The 23,215-nt window shown below is 60.6% G+C and carries 9 protein-coding genes; 5 read left to right on the forward strand and 4 right to left on the reverse strand.

Translation table 11 applies throughout. The annotated features are described in order from the left end of the window. The first annotated feature begins 106 nt into the window (after positions 1-106). The 5 genes from L0Y14_RS08200 (at position 107) to L0Y14_RS08220 (ending at position 3,793) form a co-directional block, all read left to right on the forward strand. A complete protein-coding gene (locus L0Y14_RS08200; RefSeq protein ID WP_005959036.1) occupies positions 107-670 on the forward strand; it encodes a pseudouridine synthase in 564 nt (187 codons plus the stop codon). After that, positions 667-1,764, forward strand: a complete 1,098-nt coding sequence (mnmA, locus tag L0Y14_RS08205; RefSeq protein WP_006474398.1) for a tRNA 2-thiouridine(34) synthase MnmA — start codon at positions 667-669, stop codon at positions 1,762-1,764. Before L0Y14_RS08200 ends, mnmA begins: the two co-directional genes overlap by 4 nt. Positions 1,765-1,773: 9 nt before the next feature. Next, on the forward strand, positions 1,774-2,400 hold the full coding sequence (gene hflD, locus L0Y14_RS08210; RefSeq protein WP_005959034.1) for a high frequency lysogenization protein HflD: 627 nt from the start codon (positions 1,774-1,776) through the stop codon (positions 2,398-2,400). 126 nt (positions 2,401-2,526) lie between these two features. Beyond that, positions 2,527-2,976, forward strand: coding sequence for a hypothetical protein (locus tag L0Y14_RS08215; RefSeq protein ID WP_006474397.1), 450 nt, complete (start codon positions 2,527-2,529; stop codon positions 2,974-2,976). Positions 2,977-3,040: 64 nt separating this feature from the next. After that, on the forward strand, positions 3,041-3,793 hold the full coding sequence (locus L0Y14_RS08220) for a YciK family oxidoreductase (RefSeq protein ID WP_006474396.1): 753 nt from the start codon (positions 3,041-3,043) through the stop codon (positions 3,791-3,793). 46 nt (positions 3,794-3,839) lie between these two features. Here L0Y14_RS08220 and L0Y14_RS08225 read toward each other — a convergent pair whose 3' ends face one another. The 4 genes from L0Y14_RS08225 to L0Y14_RS08245 all read right to left on the reverse strand — a co-directional run bounded on the left by L0Y14_RS08225 (position 3,840) and on the right by L0Y14_RS08245 (position 23,015). Further along, positions 3,840-4,028 (reverse strand): hypothetical protein, encoded by a 189-nt coding sequence (locus L0Y14_RS08225; protein ID WP_039960835.1) that lies wholly within the window; start codon positions 4,026-4,028, stop codon positions 3,840-3,842. 157 nt (positions 4,029-4,185) lie between these two features. Continuing rightward, a complete protein-coding gene (locus L0Y14_RS08230; RefSeq protein ID WP_006474395.1) occupies positions 4,186-7,992 on the reverse strand; it encodes an immunoglobulin-like domain-containing protein in 3,807 nt (1,268 codons plus the stop codon). After that, complete coding sequence (locus L0Y14_RS08240; protein WP_270104644.1) at positions 7,947-12,629, reverse strand: PKD domain-containing protein; 4,683 nt, start codon at positions 12,627-12,629, stop codon at positions 7,947-7,949. The genes L0Y14_RS08230 and L0Y14_RS08240 overlap by 46 nt, the downstream gene beginning before the upstream one ends. A 207-nt stretch (positions 12,630-12,836) precedes the next feature. Then, the gene (locus L0Y14_RS08245) at positions 12,837-23,015 is read right to left on the reverse strand and encodes an immunoglobulin-like domain-containing protein (RefSeq protein ID WP_251859168.1); all 10,179 of its coding nucleotides are present in this window, start codon (positions 23,013-23,015) and stop codon (positions 12,837-12,839) included. Between the last annotated feature and the right edge of the window lie 200 nt (positions 23,016-23,215).

The following is a 23,215-nucleotide window of genomic DNA, read 5'->3' on the forward strand; positions in this document are numbered from 1 at the left end:
CATTCTGGTTCGTCATCCCCTTGACGCCACTACCCCCGCTATCACCTTTGATCGCTAACTTGCGGTAAGATTAGCGCCTTCACTCTGACGTACTGCTCTGCCTCCAATGCTCATCCTCTTCAACAAGCCCTATGGCGTTCTGAGCCAGTTTACCGATCAGGATTCACGCGCCACCTTGGCGGACTTCATCCCGGTCAAGGGTGTCTACGCCGCTGGTCGACTCGACCGGGACAGCGAGGGACTGTTGGTGCTGACCGATGATGGAAAGCTGCAGCACCAACTGGCCAATCCCCGTAAAAAACAGTGGAAACGTTATCTGGTGCAGGTTGAGGGAATTCCTGAGGAAGAGCCGCTGGAACAACTGCGCAGAGGCGTTGAGCTGAAAGATGGCCCGACCCTGCCGGCAGAGGCGCGCCGTATCGACCCGCCTCCACTCTGGGATCGCGACCCGCCAGTGCGTTACCGCGCCGCCATTCCAACCTGTTGGCTTGAAATCAGAATTCGCGAGGGGCGTAACCGTCAGGTACGCCGCATGACGGCTGCAGTCGGGCACCCGACCCTGCGGCTGGTGCGTACCGAGGTTGGTCCGTGGCGCTTGGGGAACCTTCAACCCGGCCAGTGGCGCAAACTGGGTCAGCCCCAACGCAAACCCAATCTCACTTCACGATGAATCATCCACGAGAGAAGATTATCGTCGGCATGTCTGGCGGGGTGGACTCCTCGGTGGCGGCCCTGCTGTTGCTCGAGCAGGGTTACCAGGTCGAAGGACTGTTCATGAAAAACTGGGAAGAGGATGACACCAAAGAGTACTGCTCAGCTGCGACTGACCTTGCCGATGCCAGCTCGGTTGCCGATCAACTGGGCATCCCGCTCCACAGTGTCAACTTCTCCGCCGACTACTGGGAGCGGGTGTTCGCCTACTTCCTGGACGAATACCGCGCCGGTCGCACCCCCAACCCCGACGTGCTCTGTAACCGTGAGATCAAGTTCAAGGCGTTCCTTGACTATGCGCTGAGCACCCTCGGTGCCAGCCGCATCGCCACCGGCCACTACGCCAGACTCATCGAGTCAAATGGTGAATATCAACTGCAGCGCGCAGTAGATGAGAACAAGGATCAAACCTATTTCCTCTACATGCTGGGCCAACCACAGCTCAGCCGCAGCTATTTTCCGCTCGGTTCGCTGGCCAAGACACAGGTACGCGAACTAGCTGAAAAGGCAGGATTTTCCAACCATAAGAAGAAGGACAGCACCGGCATCTGCTTCATTGGCGAACGCAAGTTTCGCGACTTTCTCAGCCGCTACCTGCCGGCCAACCCGGGAGCAATCCAAACTCCAGAGGGTGAGACCATTGGCCAACACAGCGGACTGATGTACTACACCTTGGGACAACGGCAGGGCTTAGGGATCGGTGGCATCAAAGGCACAGCTGAAGCACCCTGGTTTGTGGTCGCCAAGGATCTGCAGCGCAACCTGTTAATCGTTGCTCAGGGACATCAGCACCCGCTGCTGATGAGCCGATCCCTGGTCGCCGGACAACTACACTGGATTGGTGCGAGGACACCACAGCTACCGCTCAGCTGCAAGGCCCGCATTCGCCATCGCCAACCACTTCAGAGCTGCTGGATTGAAGCCCAGGGAAAGGATGGTTGCCGGGTCCACTTCGACACTCCACAGCGGGCCGTCACTCCAGGCCAATCGATCGTCTTCTACAGCGGCCCGAACTGTCTTGGCGGCGCCATTATCGAATCAAGTGAAAGGTAATCCTCTGCAATGAAATACAGTGATCAGGATCTCTGTCTAGCACTGGCCGGCGTATTCCAGGCAGCCAGTCTGGTACAGAAGATCGCCCGCCACGGGCTGGCCGACTCCGATTCGCTCGAGAGCAGCATCTACAGCTTGTTCCAGACTAACCCTGTCGATGTGCCGTCGGTGTTTCACAACCGTGGCGGGGTGGCACTGGGGCTGCGCCAACTGCACCGCCAGCTGCAGGGTGGCGGGAAGCGTGACGCTGAGATTACCGGCTACATTATCGGTATCATTCAGCTAGAGCGCCGTCTGGCCAAGCAGCCTGAGCGACTTCAGCAGATCGCCTCCAGCATTGCTGAGATCGAGGGGCGTCTCGAGCACTTCCCGCTGATCCACTCCAACATTATTGCCGCAATAGCAGAGATCTATGCGCAGAATGTCAGCACCCAAAAGCCGCGTATCATGGTAAGTGGAGAGCCGGTCTACCTGCAGAATCCAGATAATGCCAACCGAATCCGAGCGCTGCTGCTGGCGGGCATCCGGGCTGCCATGCTCTGGCGGCAACTGGGTGGCCGACGCCTCCATCTGATCTGGAGACGCCGCAACTATGTCGATGCCGCCCATCAGCTGCTCGACTCGATTGCCCCTTAGCCGTTCCAGGATCGACAGCACCATGGAACTGCAGCCAGCAGCAACCGCTGGCATTTGAGCCGACAAAAACAATCCTTTGTGCAGATCCAACGCTCCCAACCTCCTCAGGAAAACCAGGAATATCCGATGAAGATCAAACCGGCCTCCACTCTGTTACCGCTAGTCACCCTGCTCGTCGCCTGTTCGCAGGAGGGGGCCGCCCAAGCCGGCGCACCTGTGCAGGAACGTTCCATGGATGCCCCAAGTCAATTGAGCACGGAGCAGCAATCCAAGGGCTCCCCCTCCCTGACCAAGCAGACCAAGGCAATCGGTGAGTCAGCCTGGCAAACCACCAAGGAGTACAGTCAAAAAGTCTATGATGCAGCCGTCGATAGTGGTAGTGAGATCTACGAATCGGCCAAACAAGGCGCATCCGATATTGGGGACTCCATTGCCGACAAGAGCAGAGATGTTTATGAATCAACCAAAGAGAAAGCAGCAGAAGTTGGCCGATCGATCGGTGACAGCGCTTCAGAACAGTATGAGTCGGCCAAGAAAAAGGGGAGTGATGCCATGCAGGAGTTGATGGTTCGTTAATCCCCTCCCCTCCATCTCGGTTATAATCAGCTCTCACGTTGTACCCCGCATAAGAGATTTTTTCATGCAAGCAGACTACTCCCCAGCCCCTGATCTTCTGAAAGAGAGAGTTATTGCAGTCACTGGCGCGGGGAGTGGCTTTGGACAAGCTGCCGCCAAAGCCTATGCCGCCCATGGTGCCACTGTCATCCTACTGGGCCGAACTTTAAGCAAACTGGAAGAGACCTATGATGCCATCGAGGCCGCTGGCGGAGCGCAACCGGCAATCTTCCCCATCAACCTGGAGAGCCTGACCGAACAGGAGTATTACGCTCTCAGCGAGACCATCTATAAGGAGTTCAATCGTCTCGACGGCCTGCTGCACTGCGCCGCACAACTGGCATTGCTTAGCCGCATCGATGATTATGATCTGGAGACATGGAACAAGGTAATGCAGGTCAATCTGACGGCCCCATTCATGCTGACCCAGGTCTGTCTGCCACTACTGAAACGGGCGGATGACGCCTCGATTATCTTCACATCCGATCAAGTCGGGCGCAAAGGCAAAGCCTACTGGGGCGCCTACGGGGTTTCGAAGTTTGGAGTCGAAGGATTGATGCAGATACTCGCCGAAGAAACCGAGGACAGCCCGCTACGAGTCAACTCGATTGCGCCAGGAGCAGCCCGGACCGCTCTCCGCGCTTGGGCCTATCCCGGCGAAGATCCACAGGAGCGGCCGCTCCCCGAGGCCTTCATGCGCCCCTTTCTCTACCTAATGGGGCCAGACAGCGCTGGTGTCACGGGGCAAGCATTTGATGCCCAAGCTGAAAAGCTATAACGCATCAATACTGAGCTAAAGCGTCATAAGACGATGACGATTTGGCTCAATAAAACTCCCACCAGTTAAAGGGGAAGTCATTCTGGGTAAGTTGTTCCTGAAGACAGTGACCATAGCGCAGACAGTCGTCCATCTCACCTTCCTCTGATAAATAGAGCCGCGATTCTTCAACAACCCCGCCAGACCACCTGTTTGGCTGCGGCGCCTTGCTCTCGTAATAATTAGCGTTCTGCATGATTTTCTCCCGCTCTTCTCCTACTCTGAAGAGCCTTATTTATTTTGACGCCCATCACAAATCATAGAACAATCTCCACGATTATCCGGAAATCGGGCCAGGAAAGGCCCCATCCTTGCATCACAGGAAATTCATAAGCATCCATGATTGGGGTTGGTTACTCACCACCACCATACTCCAGACAGTCGATCCGCCAGGCATCCAGATCCCAGTTCTTCATCAGCCAGGAGAACCCCATCTCATTGGCTACAGGACAGATTGCATCAGCAGCATCTCCGTAGGTCACTCCAAACACCGCTTTACCCGCCTCAATGAATGGCATAAGAAGGTCACACTCCTCATACTCGAAACACTGCTCGTTAAGAGCCCAGTCAAAATCGTCCAGCAGGGCTTCGATCTGGTTCAGATCATTCTTTAGCCCGATGGAGAGCCCGCGCTGGTGCGCTTGGGCGGCCAGCCAGCGATTGTAGGCAAGCTGATCCTCTCCTGTCAGTTCAAAGCCACTACTGTTGGTGTAGCCATCCACATTATCGGGCTCCACACCATCGCATCCTTTGGCAACAGCAAGATCAAGACGCGCCGCCATGATCGGCCCCAACTGATCAATGTCTCTGATATCAAGCCAGGATTCTCCAGGCCACTCATCCAGCTGATTACCGATCACTGATGCCGGGAAATCCTCCGCATCGGAGCGCCAATCCTCAAAGCTGCCTGCACTGAAGTAGCAGATCACCACCCTGCCCTGGGCCTTGAGCGATGCGATCAGCTCCCCTGAGGCCTCGAACAGATCCACATCGTACATATCGACATTGAAGGAGGTATCCACCTCACCGCTGTTGATCTGCCACTGCCAGCTGGTGCCCGGCGCCGGCCGCCAGATCTCGTTCGATGATCCGGGCAGATATTTCGACAACAGCCGGATGTAGGGCGCCTGATAGGTGATAGAGTTCTCGGTGATCTCGTAGGAGTTCTCCGAGCCATTCCAGGACCAGTAACGCTTCATCGACGGCTGGTTGTTGAGGCGATGGGCAGCGTCCTCGATGTCATCGATGTAGACACCATCCCTCCAGTAGTGCTCGTTGGGACCGCCCACCAGATATCCCGGCGCAGGTCCATAGAGCGAGTTCTCCACGCCATCCCACAGCTCAGAGCCATCGTTGAACCAAAGATGGTAAAACTCAGGCACCGAGTTATCCGCACCAAACTCATCCATATTGGAGAGATAGGCGATGTTGTGCGGGTTCACACCATGCAGATAGTGCAGATAGCCCTGTGCCGCTGAGCCATAGTCGCCACTGTTTCCCGGATCAAAGCCAGATTCAGCAGTGGAGAACATCAGGTTGCCAGCATTACCCTTGCCCCTATTACTACCCCAATGGTGCTCATCGAGATAGGCCCGGTAGGGATCCTTCTGCTCCTGGAAGCGTGCCAGTGGTGAGAAAGGTACCCACTCTTCCGGCAAGCTCATGGCACGCAACAGCTGGGCCTGGATGGTTTCAACCAAGCCAGCATCGGCGCCGTCGAGCCCAGCATAGTAGATCAGGGCATCCTGGACCTCCTGCTGCATACCATCGAAGACCAGATACCCCCCCTCCCCGAGCAGCAGCGCGTCACTCTCTGCATGGGCCAGGATGTAATCCTGGAAACGCTGCTCACCGGTCAGAGCAAACAGATGAATCGCCGCGTTGAGGCGGTTGGCCAACTGATGGGACTCACAACGAGCGTCATCGTAACCACAATCCTCCGCTGCCGCATTCACAAACCCAGCATTGTCGAAGTTTGACGGAATTGACTCAGGATTCTCTTCCAGCCAATCCCAGGCATCGAGTGCTGCCTGGCGCAGGGTACCAGCAAACTCAGCATTGAAGTCACTGTAGACCAATGCAGCATGAGCATAGGCACCAGCAGCCGAAATGGTTGCCGAGGCAGTCGGCGGTGCATAACGACGTGGCGTCACGTCGCTGCTTGGCGGGCTGCCACCGTTCCAGTTGATGGAGGCAAGCTTGTGCAGCACCGAGCCATCCTCGATCTGCATACGCAGCATCCACTCCATCTCCCAGCGGACCTCATCGAGCAGATCCGGCACACCATTGCCCGACTCAGGGATCTGATAGTCATCCCCCCAGACTGCAGGGCGCTCCTGATAGGCATAGAGCAGATTGTGCACTGTGCCATCGGCATAGTTGATGTACTTATTGTAATCACCAGCGTCATACCAGCCGCCATGCAGGTCACGCCCAGTGGCCGGATCGGAACTCTCCGGATCCTCCGGGATCATTGCCCGTACATCATAGTCCTGCTCCGCACCACCGTGGGAGGCGCTGTCCACCCAGCGGGGATCAGCATAGGGCTCCTGCTTGGCGAAGTTCACCCGCTGGTAGAAGTAGCTGCGCACCGCCTGTTTCAGTACATCGGTATAGACATCTGCGCGGATATCAAAGGGATGTGAGGCGGCCTCATTCTCCGGATCGTAGACGTAGAATTCGCCTGTTTCGGTGAGTTCAGAGAAGTCGAACCACCAGGCCTTGTCTCCCGACTGATCGTTGGTAGCACCCTCATTCCACTGGGTCAAAGCCCCGATGAAGGCAATGCTATCATCAGCGGTGCGACGCACCTGATAGTCGCTGCCAGGGGCAAAGGTATCAGCGCTGTTGAAGCCCTCCTGCGGAGCAGCAATCACCGCCACCTTCTCCCCATCGGGCAGATAGCCAAACTGGTCGACATGGATATTGTTCGAGACGTTGAACTCCACCGGCGGGTTCTCCACCACCAGTACAGTGCGCATCTCTTCGGTAGAGTTGCCGGCATTGTCGCTGACGCTGTAGACCAGCATGTAGCTGCCAACGCTCCCGCTATCCACAGAGCCAGTGACCTCGATACGATCGCTGATATCGCCATCGAACGCATCGTTGGCGGTAGCACCCGGATCGCTGAACTCCACCCCCAGCTCCACCTCGTAGGGGTTGTCGCCGAGCAACACGATGATCGGCGCACTGGCCGCTACCACGTTCACAGTGCGGATGACGGTCGCTGTGTTACCGGCACTATCGGAGACCGTGTAGGTCAGCTGATAGCTGCCTGCGGCCTCGATATCCACCTCACCATCGACCAGGATGCGATCGGTGATATCACCATCCACATCATCCTCTGCGCTGGCACCGGGATCGATGAAAGGAGTGCCCGCCTCGATCGCAACTGGGTTATCACCTTCCAAGGTGATGACCGGGTCGGACGAATCGACCACCTCCACGCTACGGCTGGCGCTGGCGCTATTGCCCGCGGCATCAGTGACGCTATAGGTGACGGTATAGCTGCCAGCGGTACTAGAATCGATCACTCCGCTTACCACAATCGAGCCACTCAGATCACCATCAAAGGTATCGTTGGCGGTGGCCCCCGGATCGACGAAGGTATCACCGGCCTGCAGGATCATCGGGTTGTCACCCAGCAGGGTGATGACCGGCGCGCTGCCCGCAACCACGATTACAGTGCGGGTCACAGTCGCCTGATTGCCCGCTGCATCCGCAACCTGATAAGTCAGGGTGTAGGTGCCGGCGGTCGTATGATCAACCGAGCCGCTGGCCTGAAGATTGGCACTCAGATCCCCATCCCGATCATCACTGGCCGTCGCGCCTGGATCACTATAAGCGACCGGACCAGCTTCACGGGTCACACTGCTACCACCATTCAAAGTAATCACTGGCGCCACCGTATCTGGTGCTTCGGCGACCACAATCATCAGACTGCTGCTGTCACTACCCCCCTGGTCGTCGGTGACGGTCAGGGTCGCCGTGTAGCTGCCGGGGCTGGTGTAGCTGTGGCTCGGGTTGGCCTCACTCGCGCTGCTGCCATCGCCGAAGCGCCAACTGTAGCTCTGGATGCTGCCGTCGGCATCAGTTGAACCGGCGCTGCTGAAGCTCACCTCAAGCGGCGCGACACCATTGTCCGGGGTGGCGCTGGCCACCGCGGTGGGCGGCTGGTTGCTGCTGGTGGTGCGCAGCAGCAGGTCATCAAGCTAATCCGGGTCGACTCGTTGGCTGCGGTCTTCTGGTTGTTGTAGCCGCCCAGGATCAGCGTGTGTGTCCCGGCGGACAGGCTGCCGAGGTTGAGCTCAACCTGCTGCCAACCGGTGGTCTCGTCCGGGCCGCCGTTACCGTTGCCACTGATCTGGTCGATGTGGTCGTTGGGCGAGACGCCGATCAGCACGCCGTCGAGGCTGATCAGGATCTGGCTGAGCTCATTGTCTTCGTAGAACGGGCTCTGGGTCAGGTTGTAGCGGAAGCTGAGGGTGACCTCGCTGAGGCCGCCGAGTTCAAAGTCACGCTGCCAACCGCCGGACATGCCGAAGATGTCGTCGCCGTTGATGCCGCCCAGCACCACTTCGAGGCCGCCGCCGCTAAAACCGCCAGCGGGCTGGTGGCTGCCGTCGGCGAAGCCCGGGGCGCTGGTGCCGCGATAGGCGTCGTCGACATAGCTGAAGCCGTCCGAGTCGCTGTCGAAGCCGGTCTCGATCAGGATGGTGTTTTGCGTGATGGTGACCGTCGCGCTGGCGCTGATGCCACCGTCATCGGCCAGGACGGTGAACGGGCCACCGGCGCTGCTGGCGGTGAACCGGCCGGTCTGGTCGATGGGCCCGCCGCCGCTGACGCTCCACACCGGGCTGGTGGCGATGGCGTTGCCGTACTGGTCGAGGCCGCTGGCGCTGAACTGCTGGCTGGTGCCGACGCTGAGCGCGGCGCTGCTCGGGTTCAGGCTGAGGCTGGTCAGCACCGGCAGTGCGCCGGTGGTCGCCTCGGCAGCCTCGCCGGGCGCACTCTCGTTGCCCGCCGCATCGTAGGCGGTCACGCTGTAGCTGTAGGTCGTCTCGGGATCGAGGCCGCTATCACTGTAGCTGGTGGTGGTTGCGGTGGCGATCTCGGTCTCGTCGCGGAAGATCCGATAGCCGGTGACGCCGACGTTGTCGGTCGCTGCCGACCAGCTCAGACTGATGGTGGCGGGACCGTTCGCGCTGGCGCTGAGGCCGGTGGGGGTCCCGGGCGCCTCGGTGTCGGGCACATCACTGACGCTGATCGTCACGCTGGCGCTGCCGGTGCCGCCCTGGTCGTCGGTGACGGTCAGGGTCGCCGTGTAGCTGCCGGGGCTAGTGTAGCTGTGGCTCGGGTTGGCCTCACTCGCGCTGCTGCCATCGCCGAAGCGCCAGCTGTAGCTCTGGATGCTGCCGTCGGCATCAGTTGAGCCGGCGCTGCTGAAGCTCACCTCGAGGGGGGCCACACCGTTGTCCGGGGTGGCGCTGGCCACCGCGGTGGGCGGCTGGTTGCTGCTGGTGGTGCGCAGCAGCAGGTCATCGAGCTGAATCCGGGTCGACTCGTTGGCCGCGGTCTTCTGATTGTTGTAGCCGCCCAGGATCAGCGTGTGTGTCCCGGCGGACAGGCTGCCGAGGTTGAGCTCAACCTGCTGCCAACCGGTGGTCTCGTCCGGGCCACCGTTACCGTTGCCACTGATCTGATCGATGTGGTCGTTGGGCGAGACGCCGATCAGCACGCCGTCGAGGCTGACTAGGATCTGGCCAAACTCGTTGTCTTCGTAGAACGGGCTCTGGGTCAGGTTGTAGCGGAAGCTGAGGGTGACCTCGCTGAGGCCGCCGAGTTCAAAGTCACGCTGCCAGCCGCCGGACATGCCAAAGATGTCGTCGCCGTTGATGCCGCCCAGCACCACTTCGAGACCGCCGCCGCTAAAACCGCCAGCGGGCTGGTGGCTGCCGTCGGCGAAGCCCGGGGCGCTGGTGCCGCGATAGGCGTCGTCGACATAGCTGAAGCCGTCCGAGTCGCTGTCGAAGCCGGTCTCGATCAGGGTGGTGTTTTGCGTGATGGTGACCGTCGCGCTGGCGCTGATGCCACCGTCATCGGCCAGGACGGTGAACGGGCCACCGGCGCTGCTGGCGGTGAACCGGCCGGTCTGGTCGATGGTCCCGCCGCCGCTGACGCTCCACACCGGGCTGGTGGCGATGGCGTTGCCGTACTGGTCGAGGCCGCTGGCGCTGAACTGCTGGCTGGTGCCGACGCTGAGCGCGGCGCTGCTCGGGTTCAGGCTGAGGCTGGTCAGCACCGGCAGTGCGCCGGTGGTCGCCTCGGCAGCCTCGCCGGGCGCACTCTCGTTGCCCGCCGCATCGTAGGCGGTCACGCTGTAGCTGTAGGTCGTCTCGGGATCGAGGCCGCTATCACTGTAGCTGGTGGTGGTTGCGGTGGCGATCTCGGTCTCGTCGCGGAAGATCCGATAGCCGGTGACGCCGACGTTGTCGGTCGCTGCCGACCAGCTCAGATTGATGGTGGCGGGACCGTTCGCGCTGGCGCTGAGGCCGGTGGGGGTCCCGGGCGCCTCGGTGTCGGGCACATCACTGACGCTGATCGTCACGCTGGCGCTGCCGGTGCCGCCCTGGTCGTCGGTGACGGTGAGGGTCGCCGTGTAGCTGCCGGGGCTAGTGTAGCTGTGGCTCGGGTTGGCCTCACTCGCGCTGCTGCCATCGCCGAAGCGCCAGCTGTAGCTCTGGATGCTGCCGTCGGCATCAGTTGAGCCGGCGCTGCTGAAGCTCACCTCGAGGGGGGCCACACCGTTGTCCGGGGTGGCGCTGGCCACCGCGGTGGGCGGCTGGTTGCTGCTGGTGGTGCGCAGCAGCAGGTCATCGAGCTGAATCCGGGTCGACTCGTTGGCCGCGGTCTTCTGATTGTTGTAGCCGCCCAGGATCAGCGTGTGTGTCCCGGCGGACAGGCTGCCGAGGTTGAGCTCAACCTGCTGCCAACCGGTGGTCTCGTCCGGGCCACCGTTACCGTTGCCACTGATCTGATCGATGTGGTCGTTGGGCGAGACGCCGATCAGCACGCCGTCGAGGCTGACTAGGATCTGGCCAAACTCGTTGTCTTCGTAGAACGGGCTCTGGGTCAGGTTGTAGCGGAAGCTGAGGGTGACCTCGCTGAGGCCGCCGAGTTCAAAGTCACGCTGCCAGCCGCCGGACATGCCAAAGATGTCGTCGCCGTTGATGCCGCCCAGCACCACTTCGAGACCGCCGCCGCTAAAACCGCCAGCGGGCTGGTGGCTGCCGTCGGCGAAGCCCGGGGCGCTGGTGCCGCGATAGGCGTCGTCGACATAGCTGAAGCCGTCCGAGTCGCTGTCGAAGCCGGTCTCGATCAGGGTGGTGTTTTGCGTGATGGTGACCGTCGCGCTGGCGCTGATGCCACCGTCATCGGCCAGGACGGTGAACGGGCCACCGGCGCTGCTGGCGGTGAACCGGCCGGTCTGGTCGATGGTCCCGCCGCCGCTGACGCTCCACACCGGGCTGGTGGCGATGGCGTTGCCGTACTGGTCGAGGCCGCTGGCGCTGAACTGCTGGCTGGTGCCGACGCTGAGCGCGGCGCTGCTCGGGTTCAGGCTGAGGCTGGTCAGCACCGGCAGTGCGCCGCTGGTCGCCTCGGCAGCCTCGCCGGGCGCACTCTCGTTGCCCGCCGCATCGTAGGCGGTCACGCTGTAGCTGTAGGTCGTCTCGGGATCGAGGCCGCTATCACTGTAGCTGGTGGTGGTTGCGGTGGCGATCTCGGTCTCGTCGCGGAAGATCCGATAGCCGGTGACGCCGACGTTGTCGGTCGCTGCCGACCAGCTCAGATTGATGGTGGCGGGACCGTTCGCGCTGGCGCTGAGGCCGGTGGGGGTCCCGGGCGCCTCGGTGTCGGGCACATCACTGACGCTGATCGTCACGCTGGCGCTGCCGGTGCCGCCCTGGTCGTCGGTGACGGTCAGGGTCGCCGTGTAGCTGCCGGGGCTGGTGTAGCTGTGGCTCGGGTTGGCGTCGGTGGCGCTGCTGCCATCGCCGAAGCGCCAGCTGTAGCTCTGGATGCTGCCGTCGGCATCAGTTGAGCCGGCGCTGCTGAAGCTCACCTCGAGGGGGGCCACACCGTTGTCCGGGGTGGCGCTGGCCACCGCGGTGGGCGGCTGGTTGCTGCTGAGGGCGTTGAGGCTCAGGTCGTCGATCAGCAGGGTGGTGTATTCGGTGTAGTGGGTCTTCTGGTTGTTGTAGCCACCCAGGGTCAGGCGGTGGCTGCCGGCGGACAGGCTGCCGAGGTTGAGCTCAACACTCTGCCAGCCGGTGGTTTCGTCCGGGCCACCGTTGCCGTTGCCGGTCACCTGATCGATGTAGTCGTTGGGCGAGACGCCGATCAGCACGCCGTCGATGCTCACCAGTATCTGGCTCTGCTCGTTGCTTTCGTACCAGGCGCTCTGAGTCAGATTGTAGCGAAAACTCAGCACCACCTCGCTCAGGCCGCCGAGCTCGAAGTCACGCTGCCAGCCGCCAGACATGCCGAAGATGTCGCTTTTGTCGATACCACCCAGATCAATCTGCAGGGCCGCCTCGGTGGGGTTCCAGCTACCATCCGCATAGGCGGGTGCGCTGGTGCTGCGGAAGCTATCGTCCTGATAGCTGAAGCCATCCGCACCGCTGTCAAAGCCAGTCTGGATCAGAGGCTCGGCAAAGGCATTGAGGCTCAAAAACAGGATGACGATGAAGAGCAGTTCAGCGGATCCGAGCCAGTTGAGGGGGTGTTTCCTTACCATTTTTTTATGCCCTTAAAGCGGAAGTGGATTTTACTTCTTGCTACTGATTGTCAATTTTTTGTGAATGCGATCAATACAATTCTGCTGCATCTGCCAGGAACGTGACCCATTTCTCACGCGGTGGCGCAAACTCAAAGGGTTATCTCAGCCTATTCCGAATCATGCACCGGCCAGAGAGAGGGTGTGGTGGCGCAGGCGGTAGCGGCGTTATGGGCCTGCATCGCAGAGATCCCCCAGGCCATCGCCATCTGAGTCGATGTCCCCAATATTGCTGACCAGCGGACAGGAATCCTCGGCATTGAGCATCCCATCGCCATCGTAGTCATCCCCCGCCTGCAGGCCACTGAGGGTGTCGACCAGATCGTTCCAATAGCTGGGCAGGCTGTCCCAGGGGTTGTCCAGGCTGTCATCGGTGATGTAGAGATAGCCGAAGTTCCACTGCACGGCCCGGTTAGCCATCGCCTGCATCTGCGCCGCATCCGGCACATCATAGATCAGTGCAGTGGTCTGCCCTGGCGCCGCTGTCTGGGTCCAGTCGCTCGGCTGGCTTGCACTGAGCCAGTGCGCATAATCTGACTCAAAGGTCACCGCATTATCGACACCATTGTCACCCGTCACATAGGCCTGATCGGTCGCCGTGCCAGGGTTGGCCACAATGAAGTTCAGCCCAAGCCCACGGGCATAGGCGGTCAGATCTTGATAGATGGCGGCTTGTTCTGCGCCTGTTGCCGCCTCATCGAAGAAGATGCCGTGGATGTCGAAGTTCTGCGCATAGCTGAGGATATCGCGCTTTATATCGTCCAGGGTGCGGCTGTTGTAACAGCCTGCCGAAGCGACTGAATTGGCCCAGCAGGTGGGCACGTAGCCGATGATGCGCACCCCAGCGTCGCGTAGTTCGGCCAGTCCGATCTGATAGTCTGCGTTTGGTGTGCCCAGGCTGGTCGGGGTTGTGCCGGGACCGTTGGCCGGATTGATGATCGCGGTGATATCGACCCGGCTCTGTGCGGCGGCCACATCATCCCAGAGGTAGCTAGCGGCATCCCAGTGGCTCGGATAGCTATAGAGCGGCAACAGGATTCCCGGGCGGCTCTCGGCCGCCGCCAACCGCCCCTCGAACTGGGCCTGGGTCAGCAGCCTCGGGTTGCCGCTATCGGCAGGGATCAACCGATCACTCTGTACGGCTGTTCTGTAGGCGGAGTAGCCCTTCTCACCCGTGGCCACCGCCTCATCACCATAGCTGCCTGCAAAGATGGCCCAGTCGTACTCCTTGTCCTCGTTGAACCAGGAGAGCATGCCGATATTGTTTTGGCTCAGATAGGCGAACAACAACTGGATCCAGCTATTCTTTTCCACCAGATTGGCCCCTGCATTGGTCTGGGTCGCCACCTCATTGATCGCTACGGGTTTGTCTGCAAGGGCACGCAGACGCGCCAGCATCGCATCGAACACCTGGGCCGGTGTGCGCCAGGTCTGATCGGCGGCACGACTGGCCCAGTTGTAACCGTCGATGCCGAGCCAATCTACATAGGCATCTCCCGGATAGTAGTCTTCCGCAATCCAGCCATAGCTGCCGTGATCACTGGCATTGACCGACCAGACCCACTGCACATGTTCCCGGCCCAGGCCGATCGCCGTTGCCGCATCGTGGACATGCCGCCACATAGCGATATAGTCGGCCGGGTTCTCACCCACAGAGCGGGCCGACCAGGGATACCAGTTGCCATTCATCTCATGGGCCAGGCGTATATAGACCCGCCGGTCATCCGTCGTGCCAAACTGTCCATCCGGACCACTGAGAAAGCCCTTTAGCCCATCCATCCAACTGGTGAGGTAGGCATCATGGTCACCATTGGCGATATCCGCCTCGATGCTCTCCGGATCGACCCCATCCAGATAGGGCTCCCAGCTGATCAGCGGCACATTGCCATTGTTCCAGATATTGGGCAGTTGGTAGGTCACCAGATTGTTGCGCTGCGACTCGCCAAAACTGGTAAAGAGAGTCACCACCGCATGCTGTTTGTTGTTCTGCCAGGCTTCCATAGCCTGCAAGTCCGGAATCGCCCAGCCCTGATTACCGTGGTAGACGCCCAGCAATGTAGTGCCACTCGCCCCCTGCCCTGGAAATACCGTGGCATCCAATGGACTAGTGGCGGCATAGAACTCGCTCAGGTTGTAAAAGCCATCACCATCCGCATCGAGACCGGCATCTGCGGCATACAATGGATCCAAACCATATTGGAGCTCCCATAGGTCAGTCATCCCGTCGTTGTCATCGTCCAGATCCTCACTATCGGGAATACCATCGCCATCGGTATCAACTGGACCCAGCGCGACAACCTCAACCTGCCGCACGACACTGGCAATATGCCCCGCTGCGTCGGTGACGCTGTAGGTCCGGGTGTAGCTGCCAACGACCGTCGTATCGACACTGCCCGTCACCTGAATGCTGGCCGTCAGGTCACCGTCAAAGGTGTCACTGGCCGTGGCACCGGGATCGGTGAAGCTGCTGCCCGCCTCAAGGGTGATCGGATTCGCGCCCAGCAGGGTGATCACCGGATTGGAGGCAGCGACCACCGTGACGGTGCGGGTCGCTGTGGCACTGTTACCAGCGGCGTCGGTGACGCTGTAGGTCAGGGTGTAGCTGCCCGCCGTGGCCGGGTCCACGCTGCCGCTCATCTGAATGCTGGCCGTCAGGTCGCCATCGAAGGCGTCACTGGCCGTGGCACCGGGGTCGGTGAAGGCGCTACCCGCCTCGATGCTGAGCGGATTGGCGCCCAGCAGAGTGATCACCGGATTGGAGGCGGCGACCACCGTCACCGTGCGAGTGACGCTGGTGGTGTGGCCCGCCGTATCGGTCACGCTGTAGGTCAGCGTATAGCTGCCCGCAGTAGCCGGGTCCACGCTGCCGCTCACCTGGAGGCTGACCGTCAGGTCACCGTCGAAGGTGTCACTGGCCGTGGCACCGGGGTCGGTGAAGGCGCTACCCGCCTCGATGCTGAGCGGATTGGCGCCCAGCAGGGTGATCACCGGATTGGAGGCGGCGACCACCGTCACCGTGCGAGTGACGCTGGTGGTGTGGCCCGCCGTATCGGTCACGCTGTAGGTCAGCGTATAGCTGCCCGCAGTAGCCGGGTCCACGCTGCCGCTCATCTGAATGCTGGCCGTCAGGTCACCGTCGAAGGCGTCACTGGCCGTGGCACCAGGGTCGGTGAAGGCGCTACCCGCCTCGATGCTGAGCGGATTGGCGCCCAGCAGAGTGATCACCGGATTGGAGGCAGCTGCCACCGTGACGGTGCGGGTCGCTGTGGCGCTGTTACCAGCGGCGTCGGTGACGCTGTAGGTCAGCGTATAGCTGCCCGCAGTGGCCGGGGCCACGCTGCCGCTCATCTGAATGCTGGCCGTCAGGTCGCCGTCGAAGGTGTCACTGGCCGTGGCACCGGGGTCGGTGAAGGCGCTACCCGCCTCGATGCTGAGTGGATTGGCGCCCAGCAGAGTGATCACCGGATTGGAGGCAGCGACCACCGTGACGGTGCGGGTCGCTGTGGCGCTGTTACCAGCGGCGTCGGTGACACTGTAGGTCAGCGTATAGCTGCCCGCAGTGGCCGGGTCCACGCTGCCCGTCACCTGGAGGCTGGCCGTCAGGTCGCCGTCGAAGGCGTCACTGGCCGTGGCACCGGGATCGGTGAAGCTGCTGCCCGCCTCAAGGGTGATCGGATTCGCGCCCAGCAGGGTGATCACCGGATTGGAGGCAGCGACCACCGTGACGGTGCGGGTCGCTGTGGCACTGTTACCAGCGGCGTCGGTGACGCTGTAGGTCAGGGTGTAGCTGCCCGCCGTGGCCGGGTCCACGCTGCCGCTCATCTGAATGCTGGCCGTCAGGTCGCCATCGAAGGCGTCACTGGCCGTGGCACCGGGGTCGGTGAAGGCGCTACCCGCCTCGATGCTGAGCGGATTGGCGCCCAGCAGAGTGATCACCGGATTGGAGGCGGCGACCACCGTCACCGTGCGAGTGACGCTGGTGGTGTGGCCCGCCGTATCGGTCACGCTGTAGGTCAGCGTATAGCTGCCCGCAGTAGCCGGGTCCACGCTGCCGCTCACCTGGAGGCTGACCGTCAGGTCACCGTCGAAGGTGTCACTGGCCGTGGCACCGGGGTCGGTGAAGGCGCTACCCGCCTCGATGCTGAGCGGATTGGCGCCCAGCAGGGTGATCACCGGATTGGAGGCGGCGACCACCGTCACCGTGCGAGTGACGCTGGTGGTGTGGCCCGCCGTATCGGTCACGCTGTAGGTCAGCGTATAGCTGCCCGCAGTAGCCGGGTCCACGCTGCCGCTCATCTGAATGCTGGCCGTCAGGTCACCGTCGAAGGCGTCACTGGCCGTGGCACCAGGGTCGGTGAAGGCGCTACCCGCCTCGATGCTGAGCGGATTGGCGCCCAGCAGAGTGATCACCGGATTGGAGGCAGCTGCCACCGTGACGGTGCGGGTCGCTGTGGCGCTGTTACCAGCGGCGTCGGTGACGCTGTAGGTCAGCGTATAGCTGCCCGCAGTGGCCGGGGCCACGCTGCCGCTCACCTGAATGCTGGCCGTCAGGTCGCCGTCGAAGGCGTCACTGGCCGTGGCGCCGGGATCGGTGAAGGCGCTACCCGCTTCGATGCTGATCGGATTGGCGCCCAGCAGGGTGATCACTGGCGGGGTGGTGTCTGAAGGTACGGGTGAGCCTGTCGCCATCAGTTCCACATCATCGATCTGTGCCGTGGTGATCTCATTGGCCGCAGTTTTCTGGTTATTGAAACCACCGATAACTATCGAGTGATCACCTGCCGGGAGAGTCCCAAAGTTGACCTCAAACAGTTGCCAACCAGTCGTCTCGTCCAGGCCACCGTTGCCGTTACCTGCAAGTTGCGCGATGTAGTCGTTGGGATCCAAGCCAAACAGCACCCCATCCAGGCTGACCAGCATCTGGCTCTGCTCATTCGCCTCATAGTGAGGTGACTGACTCAGGTTATAGCGGAATGACAGGCTGACCTCGGCCGGTTCAGCCAAGTTAAAATTGTGCTGCCAGCCACCTGACTGGCCGAAGGTGTCGATGGTATCGATGCCACCCAGGATCACCTCCAGCCCAGCGCCAGAGAAGCCGCCATTGGCCTGCCAGCGACCATCTGCGTAGTCGGGCTGAGTGGTGCCGCGGAAGGCATCATCCAGGTAGACAAAACCGTTGGCGCCGCTGTCGAAGCCCTCCTGGAACAGCGGCAGTGACTGGTTCACGCTGACCGTTGCAGTGGCGACGATCCCATCCGCCTCAGCCCGCACCGTAAAGGGTCCGCCCACGCTGACCGCGGTAAACAGGCCGGTCTCGGAGATGCTGCCACCGGCGTTGATGCTCCAGACCGGGGTGACTTCGATTGGGTTGCCGAACTGATCCTGGCTGTCGATAGTGAACTGCAGCGAATTGCCAACACCAATCGTCACCCCCGTTGGGTTGACTGACATGGATGTCAGTAGCGGCGCCTCACCGGTGGTGGCCGATGTCGCATCGCTGCGCTCGCTCTCGTTGCCCCAGGCATCAAAGGCGCTGACCTGGTAGCTGTAGGCGGTGGCTGAAGAAAGGCTGTTGTCCTGGAAGCTTGGAGATTCGCTGGTGGCGATCTCCGTCCCATCACGGAAGATGCGATAGCCGGTCACCGCGACGTTATCCGTCGATGACTGCCAAACAAGGTTGATGCTGGTTGAATCGACCGAGGTTGCGCTCAGGCTCTGCGGTACACTGGGCGCCTCCTCATCCAGCGTCTCATTGACCTCAATAGTGAGACTGTCACTGGCGGTCGCCCCGCCATCGTCGGTCACCGTCAGGGTAACCGTGTAGGTTCCTGCCGAGGTGTAGATATGGCTGGGCGTGGCGCCAGTAGCGCTGTTGCCGTCCCCAAAATCCCAACTGTAATCGACGATGCTGCCATTCGGATCGTTTGAGCCGCTGGCATCAAAGACCGCGGTGAACGGCACCACACCAGTGCTTTCGAGGACCCTGGCCACAGCGTTGGGCGCCAGGTTTATCACGCCGGCGGAGCGCAGCTGCAGATCGTCAATCAGAATCCGGGTGCTCTCATTGGCAGAGGTTTTTAGATTATTGTGGCCACCAATTATCAGGCTGTGCTCACCCGTGGGCAGGCTGCCGAGGTTGATCTCGACGCTCTGCCAGCCGGTAGTCTCATCGGGACCGCCATTGCCGTTGCCGGCGATCTGGGCGATGAAGTCGTCGCTTGACAGGCCGACCAGCACACCGTCGATGCTGAGCAGCATCTGGCTCTGTTCGTTCGATTCGTAGTGTGGACTCTGGCTCAGCTGATAGCGGAAGGAGAGCACCAGTTCAGTGGGCACCCCCAGGCTGAAGTTGCGCTGCCAACCACCGGACATGCCGACGATGTCCCTGCTATCTATCCCACCCAGGATGACCTGGAGCGCACCCCCGGAGAAGCCCTGATCGGCGCTCCAGCTGCCATCGGCATAGCCAGGCTGGGTGGTGCCGCGGAAGGCATCATCCAGATAGGTGAAGCCGCTGGCATCACCATCAAAGTGGGTATCGATGATGTTAGATGGCAGTGCCACACTGACCGAGGCGGTGGCAGAGAGTGCGCCATTCACGGCGGTGATGGTAAACGGACCACCGACACTAGTAGCACTGAACAGGCCGCTCTGGCTGATGCTCCCTCCCCCGCTCACCGACCAGACCGGTGCAACCAAGATCGGATTGCCGTACTGATCCTCGCCAGTGGCGGTGAACTGCTGGCTACCACCGACCTCGACCTGGGCCGCAGATGGAGTCAAGTTGAGGCTGCTCAGCACCGCTGCATCCAGGGTGGTGGCAGAGTCTGCGCTGCTGCGACTACTCTCGTTGCCAGCCGCGTCATAGGCACTGACCGCGTAGGAGTAGCTGGTGGAAGCATCCAGACTGCTATCCTGGAAACTGGTCGCCGTGGTGGTAGCAATCTCACTACCGTCGCGGAAGATACGGTAACCAGTCACTGCGACATTGTCGCTCGCAGCCTGCCAGCTGAGATCGATAGTCGTGGTGCCAGTGGCGTTCGCCAGTAGGCTCTGTGGTATAGAGGGCGCGTTGGTGTCGGGCAGATCCACTACCGTGATCACGACACTCGCCGAATCGGTCGCACCCACATCATCGGTGACGGTCAGGGTTGCGGTGTAGCTGCCGGCGGCGGTGTAGCTGTGGCTTGGGTCGGCCTCGCTGGAGCTGCTGCCGTCACCGAAACCCCAGCTCCAGGCGGCGATCACGCCATCGGGGTCGCTGGAGTTGCTGCCGGTGAAGTTGGCGCTAAACGGCACCACACCGCTGTTCTGATCCACCGTTGCAACTGCATTAGGGGCGATATTGAGCACGCCCGAGGCACGCATCAACAGATCGTCGATCAGGATCCGGGTGCTCTCGTTGGTAGCGGTTTTTAGATTATTGTAGCCACCGATGGTTAGTGTATGACTGCCGATGCCCAAAGTGCCGAGGTTGATCTCGAGACTCTGCCAGCCGGTGGTCTCATCGGGACCACCATTGCCGTTGCCGTACACACGAATACCGGCGTTCTCACCTACCAGTTCACCGTCGAGGCTGAGCAACAGCTCGCTGTATTCATGGGACTCATAGTGCGGCGCTTGGCTGACCAGGTAGCGGAACGACAAGATCAGCTCGGTGGGGCCGCTGAGGTTGAACTCACGCTCCCATCCGCCCGACATACCGGGGATATCCTTGCCATCGATGCCGCCCAGCAGCACCTCCAGGGCCCCTCCCGCATGGCCACCCTCTGACTGCCAGAAGCCGTCAGCATAGCCCGGTGCACTGGTGCCCCGGAAGCTATCATCACGATAGCTGAAGCCTTCGGTATCGCTGCTGAAGTAGGTCTCGATCAGAGTCGATGTGGGGGCGACGACAACTGTAGCGGTGGCCGTCAGACCACCAGTCTCGACCGTCACAGTATAGGGGCCGCCAACCGTATCAGCCCGGAAGTAGCCACCGTCGGTGAGGCTTCCGCCGCCATCCACCGACCAGACCTGGCTGGCGGTGATGGGGTTGCCATACTGATCCAATCCAACCGCATCGAACTGGCGAGTGCCGCCGATCTCCAGTCGGAGAAAGCTAGGGTCCAGGGTCAGGCTGGTCATCACCGGCGCCGCGCCGGTGGTGGCTGAGTCGCTATCGCTAGGGTCACTCTCATTCTCCCAGTTATCAAATGCACTGACCCGGTATTCGTAACTGGTCGACGCGCTCAGGCCACTATCCTGATAACTCGTCTCGCTGGTGGTGGCAAGCTCATTCCCATCGCGAAAGATGCGATAACCGGTCACCGCCACATTATCGCTGGCAGGCTGCCAGCTGAGGTTGATCTTGTCAGTGCCTTCGGCGCTGACAATCAGCCCTTCGGGCACACTTGGGGCCTCTGTGTCGGGGGTCTCGGTGACAGTGATGGTGAGACTGGCACTACTGCTGGCACCGCCATCGTCGGTCACCGTCAGGGTAGCTGTGTAGACACCCTGTGATGTGTAGGTATGGCTTGGATCAGCCGAACCTGAGTTGTTGCCATCCCCGAAGCCCCAGGCGTAGGAGGCGATGCTGCCATCGGAGTCGGATGAGTTGCTGCCAGTGAAACTGACTGTCAGTGGCGCTGCGCCAAGCTGGGTATCAGCCACCGCCACGGCACTGGGAACCTGATTGATCTCGCCGACCACACGCAGCAATAGGTCATCCACATAGACGCTGGTAGTCTCATTGGCGGCAGTCTTTTTGTTGTTATAAGCACCTATCATCAGGGTGTGTTCGCCCGCGGCCAGGGTGCCGAGGTTGATCTGGAAGGTCTGCCAGTTGGTGGTCTGGATCGAGCCACCATTGCCATCGCCGACGATCTCAGCGACATAGTCGTTGGGGCTGACTCCAAACAGTACGTTGTCGAGGCTGAACAGCACCTGGCTCAGTTCATCACTCTCATAAAAGGCAGCGTGATCAAGACGGTATCTGAAGTTCAGTTCAACTTCGGTAGGTGCGCTCAGGGTAAAACTGCGCTGCCAGCCACCCGACATGCCAAAGATGTCGTCTGCATCGATGCCACCGAGTTTGACTTCCAGCGCACCACTGCCGGCAAACCCTGCTGAGGGCTGGCGTGATCCGCTCGCATATCTGGCTTGGCTGGTGCCACGGAACCCATCATCGAGATAGCTGAAACCATCCTCATTGCTGTCGAAATCAGCATCGAAGAGGATCGAGGCACTATCGATGACGCTGATAGTCAGACTTTTGGTGGCCTTGTTGCCATCCGCATCGCTGACTTCAACAGTAAAGCTTTGCGAATCATTACCGGTCGGGGTGCCACTGATCACGCCAGATGCTGAGAGTGTCAGGCCATTCGGCAGGGTGCCGGAGAGTAGACGCCAGGTAAAAGGGACCGCCTGACCATAGGCGGTGAGTGTGGTGCTGTAGGGCTGACTGGTATCCCCATCGGGCAAACTGTTGGTGGTAACACCAACACCGGATGGGGTGATCTCCAGCCGCTCCACGATGCGCCGCTGGATCTCCCGGATGTCACCTTTGACATTGCCGTCGGCGGCCATGATCGCATCTTCGATGGCCGCGATTTCGGCATGGCTGTAGGGGTTGCTGATGATCGATTTTTCGTAGCTGCCATCCTGAAAGGCTTCATGGATGTAGGGATCATCAATGCTGAACGGGATGAACGGCCCGTAGTTACTCGGGCCGACAGTGATCCAGATCAGCCGGTAGTTAGGCACCGTCATACTGCCCCAGATCGAGGTCGGATTGTGCATGTGCCAGATGTAGGCGAGGTCGCGGATCTCGAACAGATTCGGATCACCTCGACTCCAGTTGTCCATATTGCGGGCCTCGCTCCAGAAGCCGATCTCCTTAAAACCCACCAGGTAGAAGGGGTCATCCGGACCCAACTCATTGATACCGTTGCTGCGGATGTAGGCAGTGCGCATCCCGCCGTTGCGAGAAGGTCCGGTTACCAACACCGTGTTGGGGATCGCTTCCGGCGCGATCAGCTCCGCCATTTCCTCGAAGTCGGAACCCAGAGCAACGGCGTGCTCACGCACCTCACGGTCGTCCGGGCCGCCAGTGCCACCGGCATTTTGGGTGTTCCAGGTGAGGCCAGCATCGTTCAGGCAGGAGTGGAACTGCCTCGGCCCGTCAACCGGAGGACCGACACAAATGAAGCCGTGTTCGTAGGCAAACTTCCCGAACTTGCTGCCACGGGCAATGCTGCCCGGTGGCATGTAGATCATGGTATTGGGCTGCTGCCCCTGGGCGGCCTTGACGATGACCGGCGTGGAACTGTCGGTATAGGTCAGTCCAGGTCCCAAAGGGCCGGTCATCGCCGCCATGGTGGTGGCATGGAGGTCAAAGGAAACAAGTAGCAATAAAATTAGGGAAACTATTCCTTTTGTTTTTTGCCTACACAGGATTCGCAACGCCATTTATTCTTCCTTGTTTTCAGTTTCGATCGAAGCTGATGTTCTTTTCGTGAAATTAATTCTCTTTCTTTCTTGATGATGATCAAGACCTGCAACTGTAA

The sequence above is a fragment of the Candidatus Endoriftia persephonae genome (assembly GCF_023733635.1).
Taxonomy (GTDB): domain Bacteria; phylum Pseudomonadota; class Gammaproteobacteria; order Chromatiales; family Chromatiaceae; genus Endoriftia; species Endoriftia persephonae.

Excerpts from the sequence above, each read along its gene's own strand:
- L0Y14_RS08200 (WP_005959036.1), top strand. The coding sequence starts at position 107 with ATGCTCATCCTCTTCAACAAGCCCTATGGCGTTCTGAGCCAGTTTACC.
- mnmA (WP_006474398.1), top strand. The coding sequence starts at position 667 with ATGAATCATCCACGAGAGAAGATTATCGTCGGCATGTCTGGCGGGGTG.
- hflD (WP_005959034.1), top strand. The coding sequence starts at position 1,774 with ATGAAATACAGTGATCAGGATCTCTGTCTAGCACTGGCCGGCGTATTC.
- L0Y14_RS08215 (WP_006474397.1), top strand. The coding sequence starts at position 2,527 with ATGAAGATCAAACCGGCCTCCACTCTGTTACCGCTAGTCACCCTGCTC.
- L0Y14_RS08220 (WP_006474396.1), top strand. The coding sequence starts at position 3,041 with ATGCAAGCAGACTACTCCCCAGCCCCTGATCTTCTGAAAGAGAGAGTT.
- L0Y14_RS08225 (WP_039960835.1), bottom strand. The coding sequence starts at position 4,028 with ATGCAGAACGCTAATTATTACGAGAGCAAGGCGCCGCAGCCAAACAGG.
- L0Y14_RS08240 (WP_270104644.1), bottom strand. The coding sequence starts at position 12,629 with ATGGTAAGGAAACACCCCCTCAACTGGCTCGGATCCGCTGAACTGCTC.
- L0Y14_RS08245 (WP_251859168.1), bottom strand. The coding sequence starts at position 23,015 with ATGACCGGCCCTTTGGGACCTGGACTGACCTATACCGACAGTTCCACG.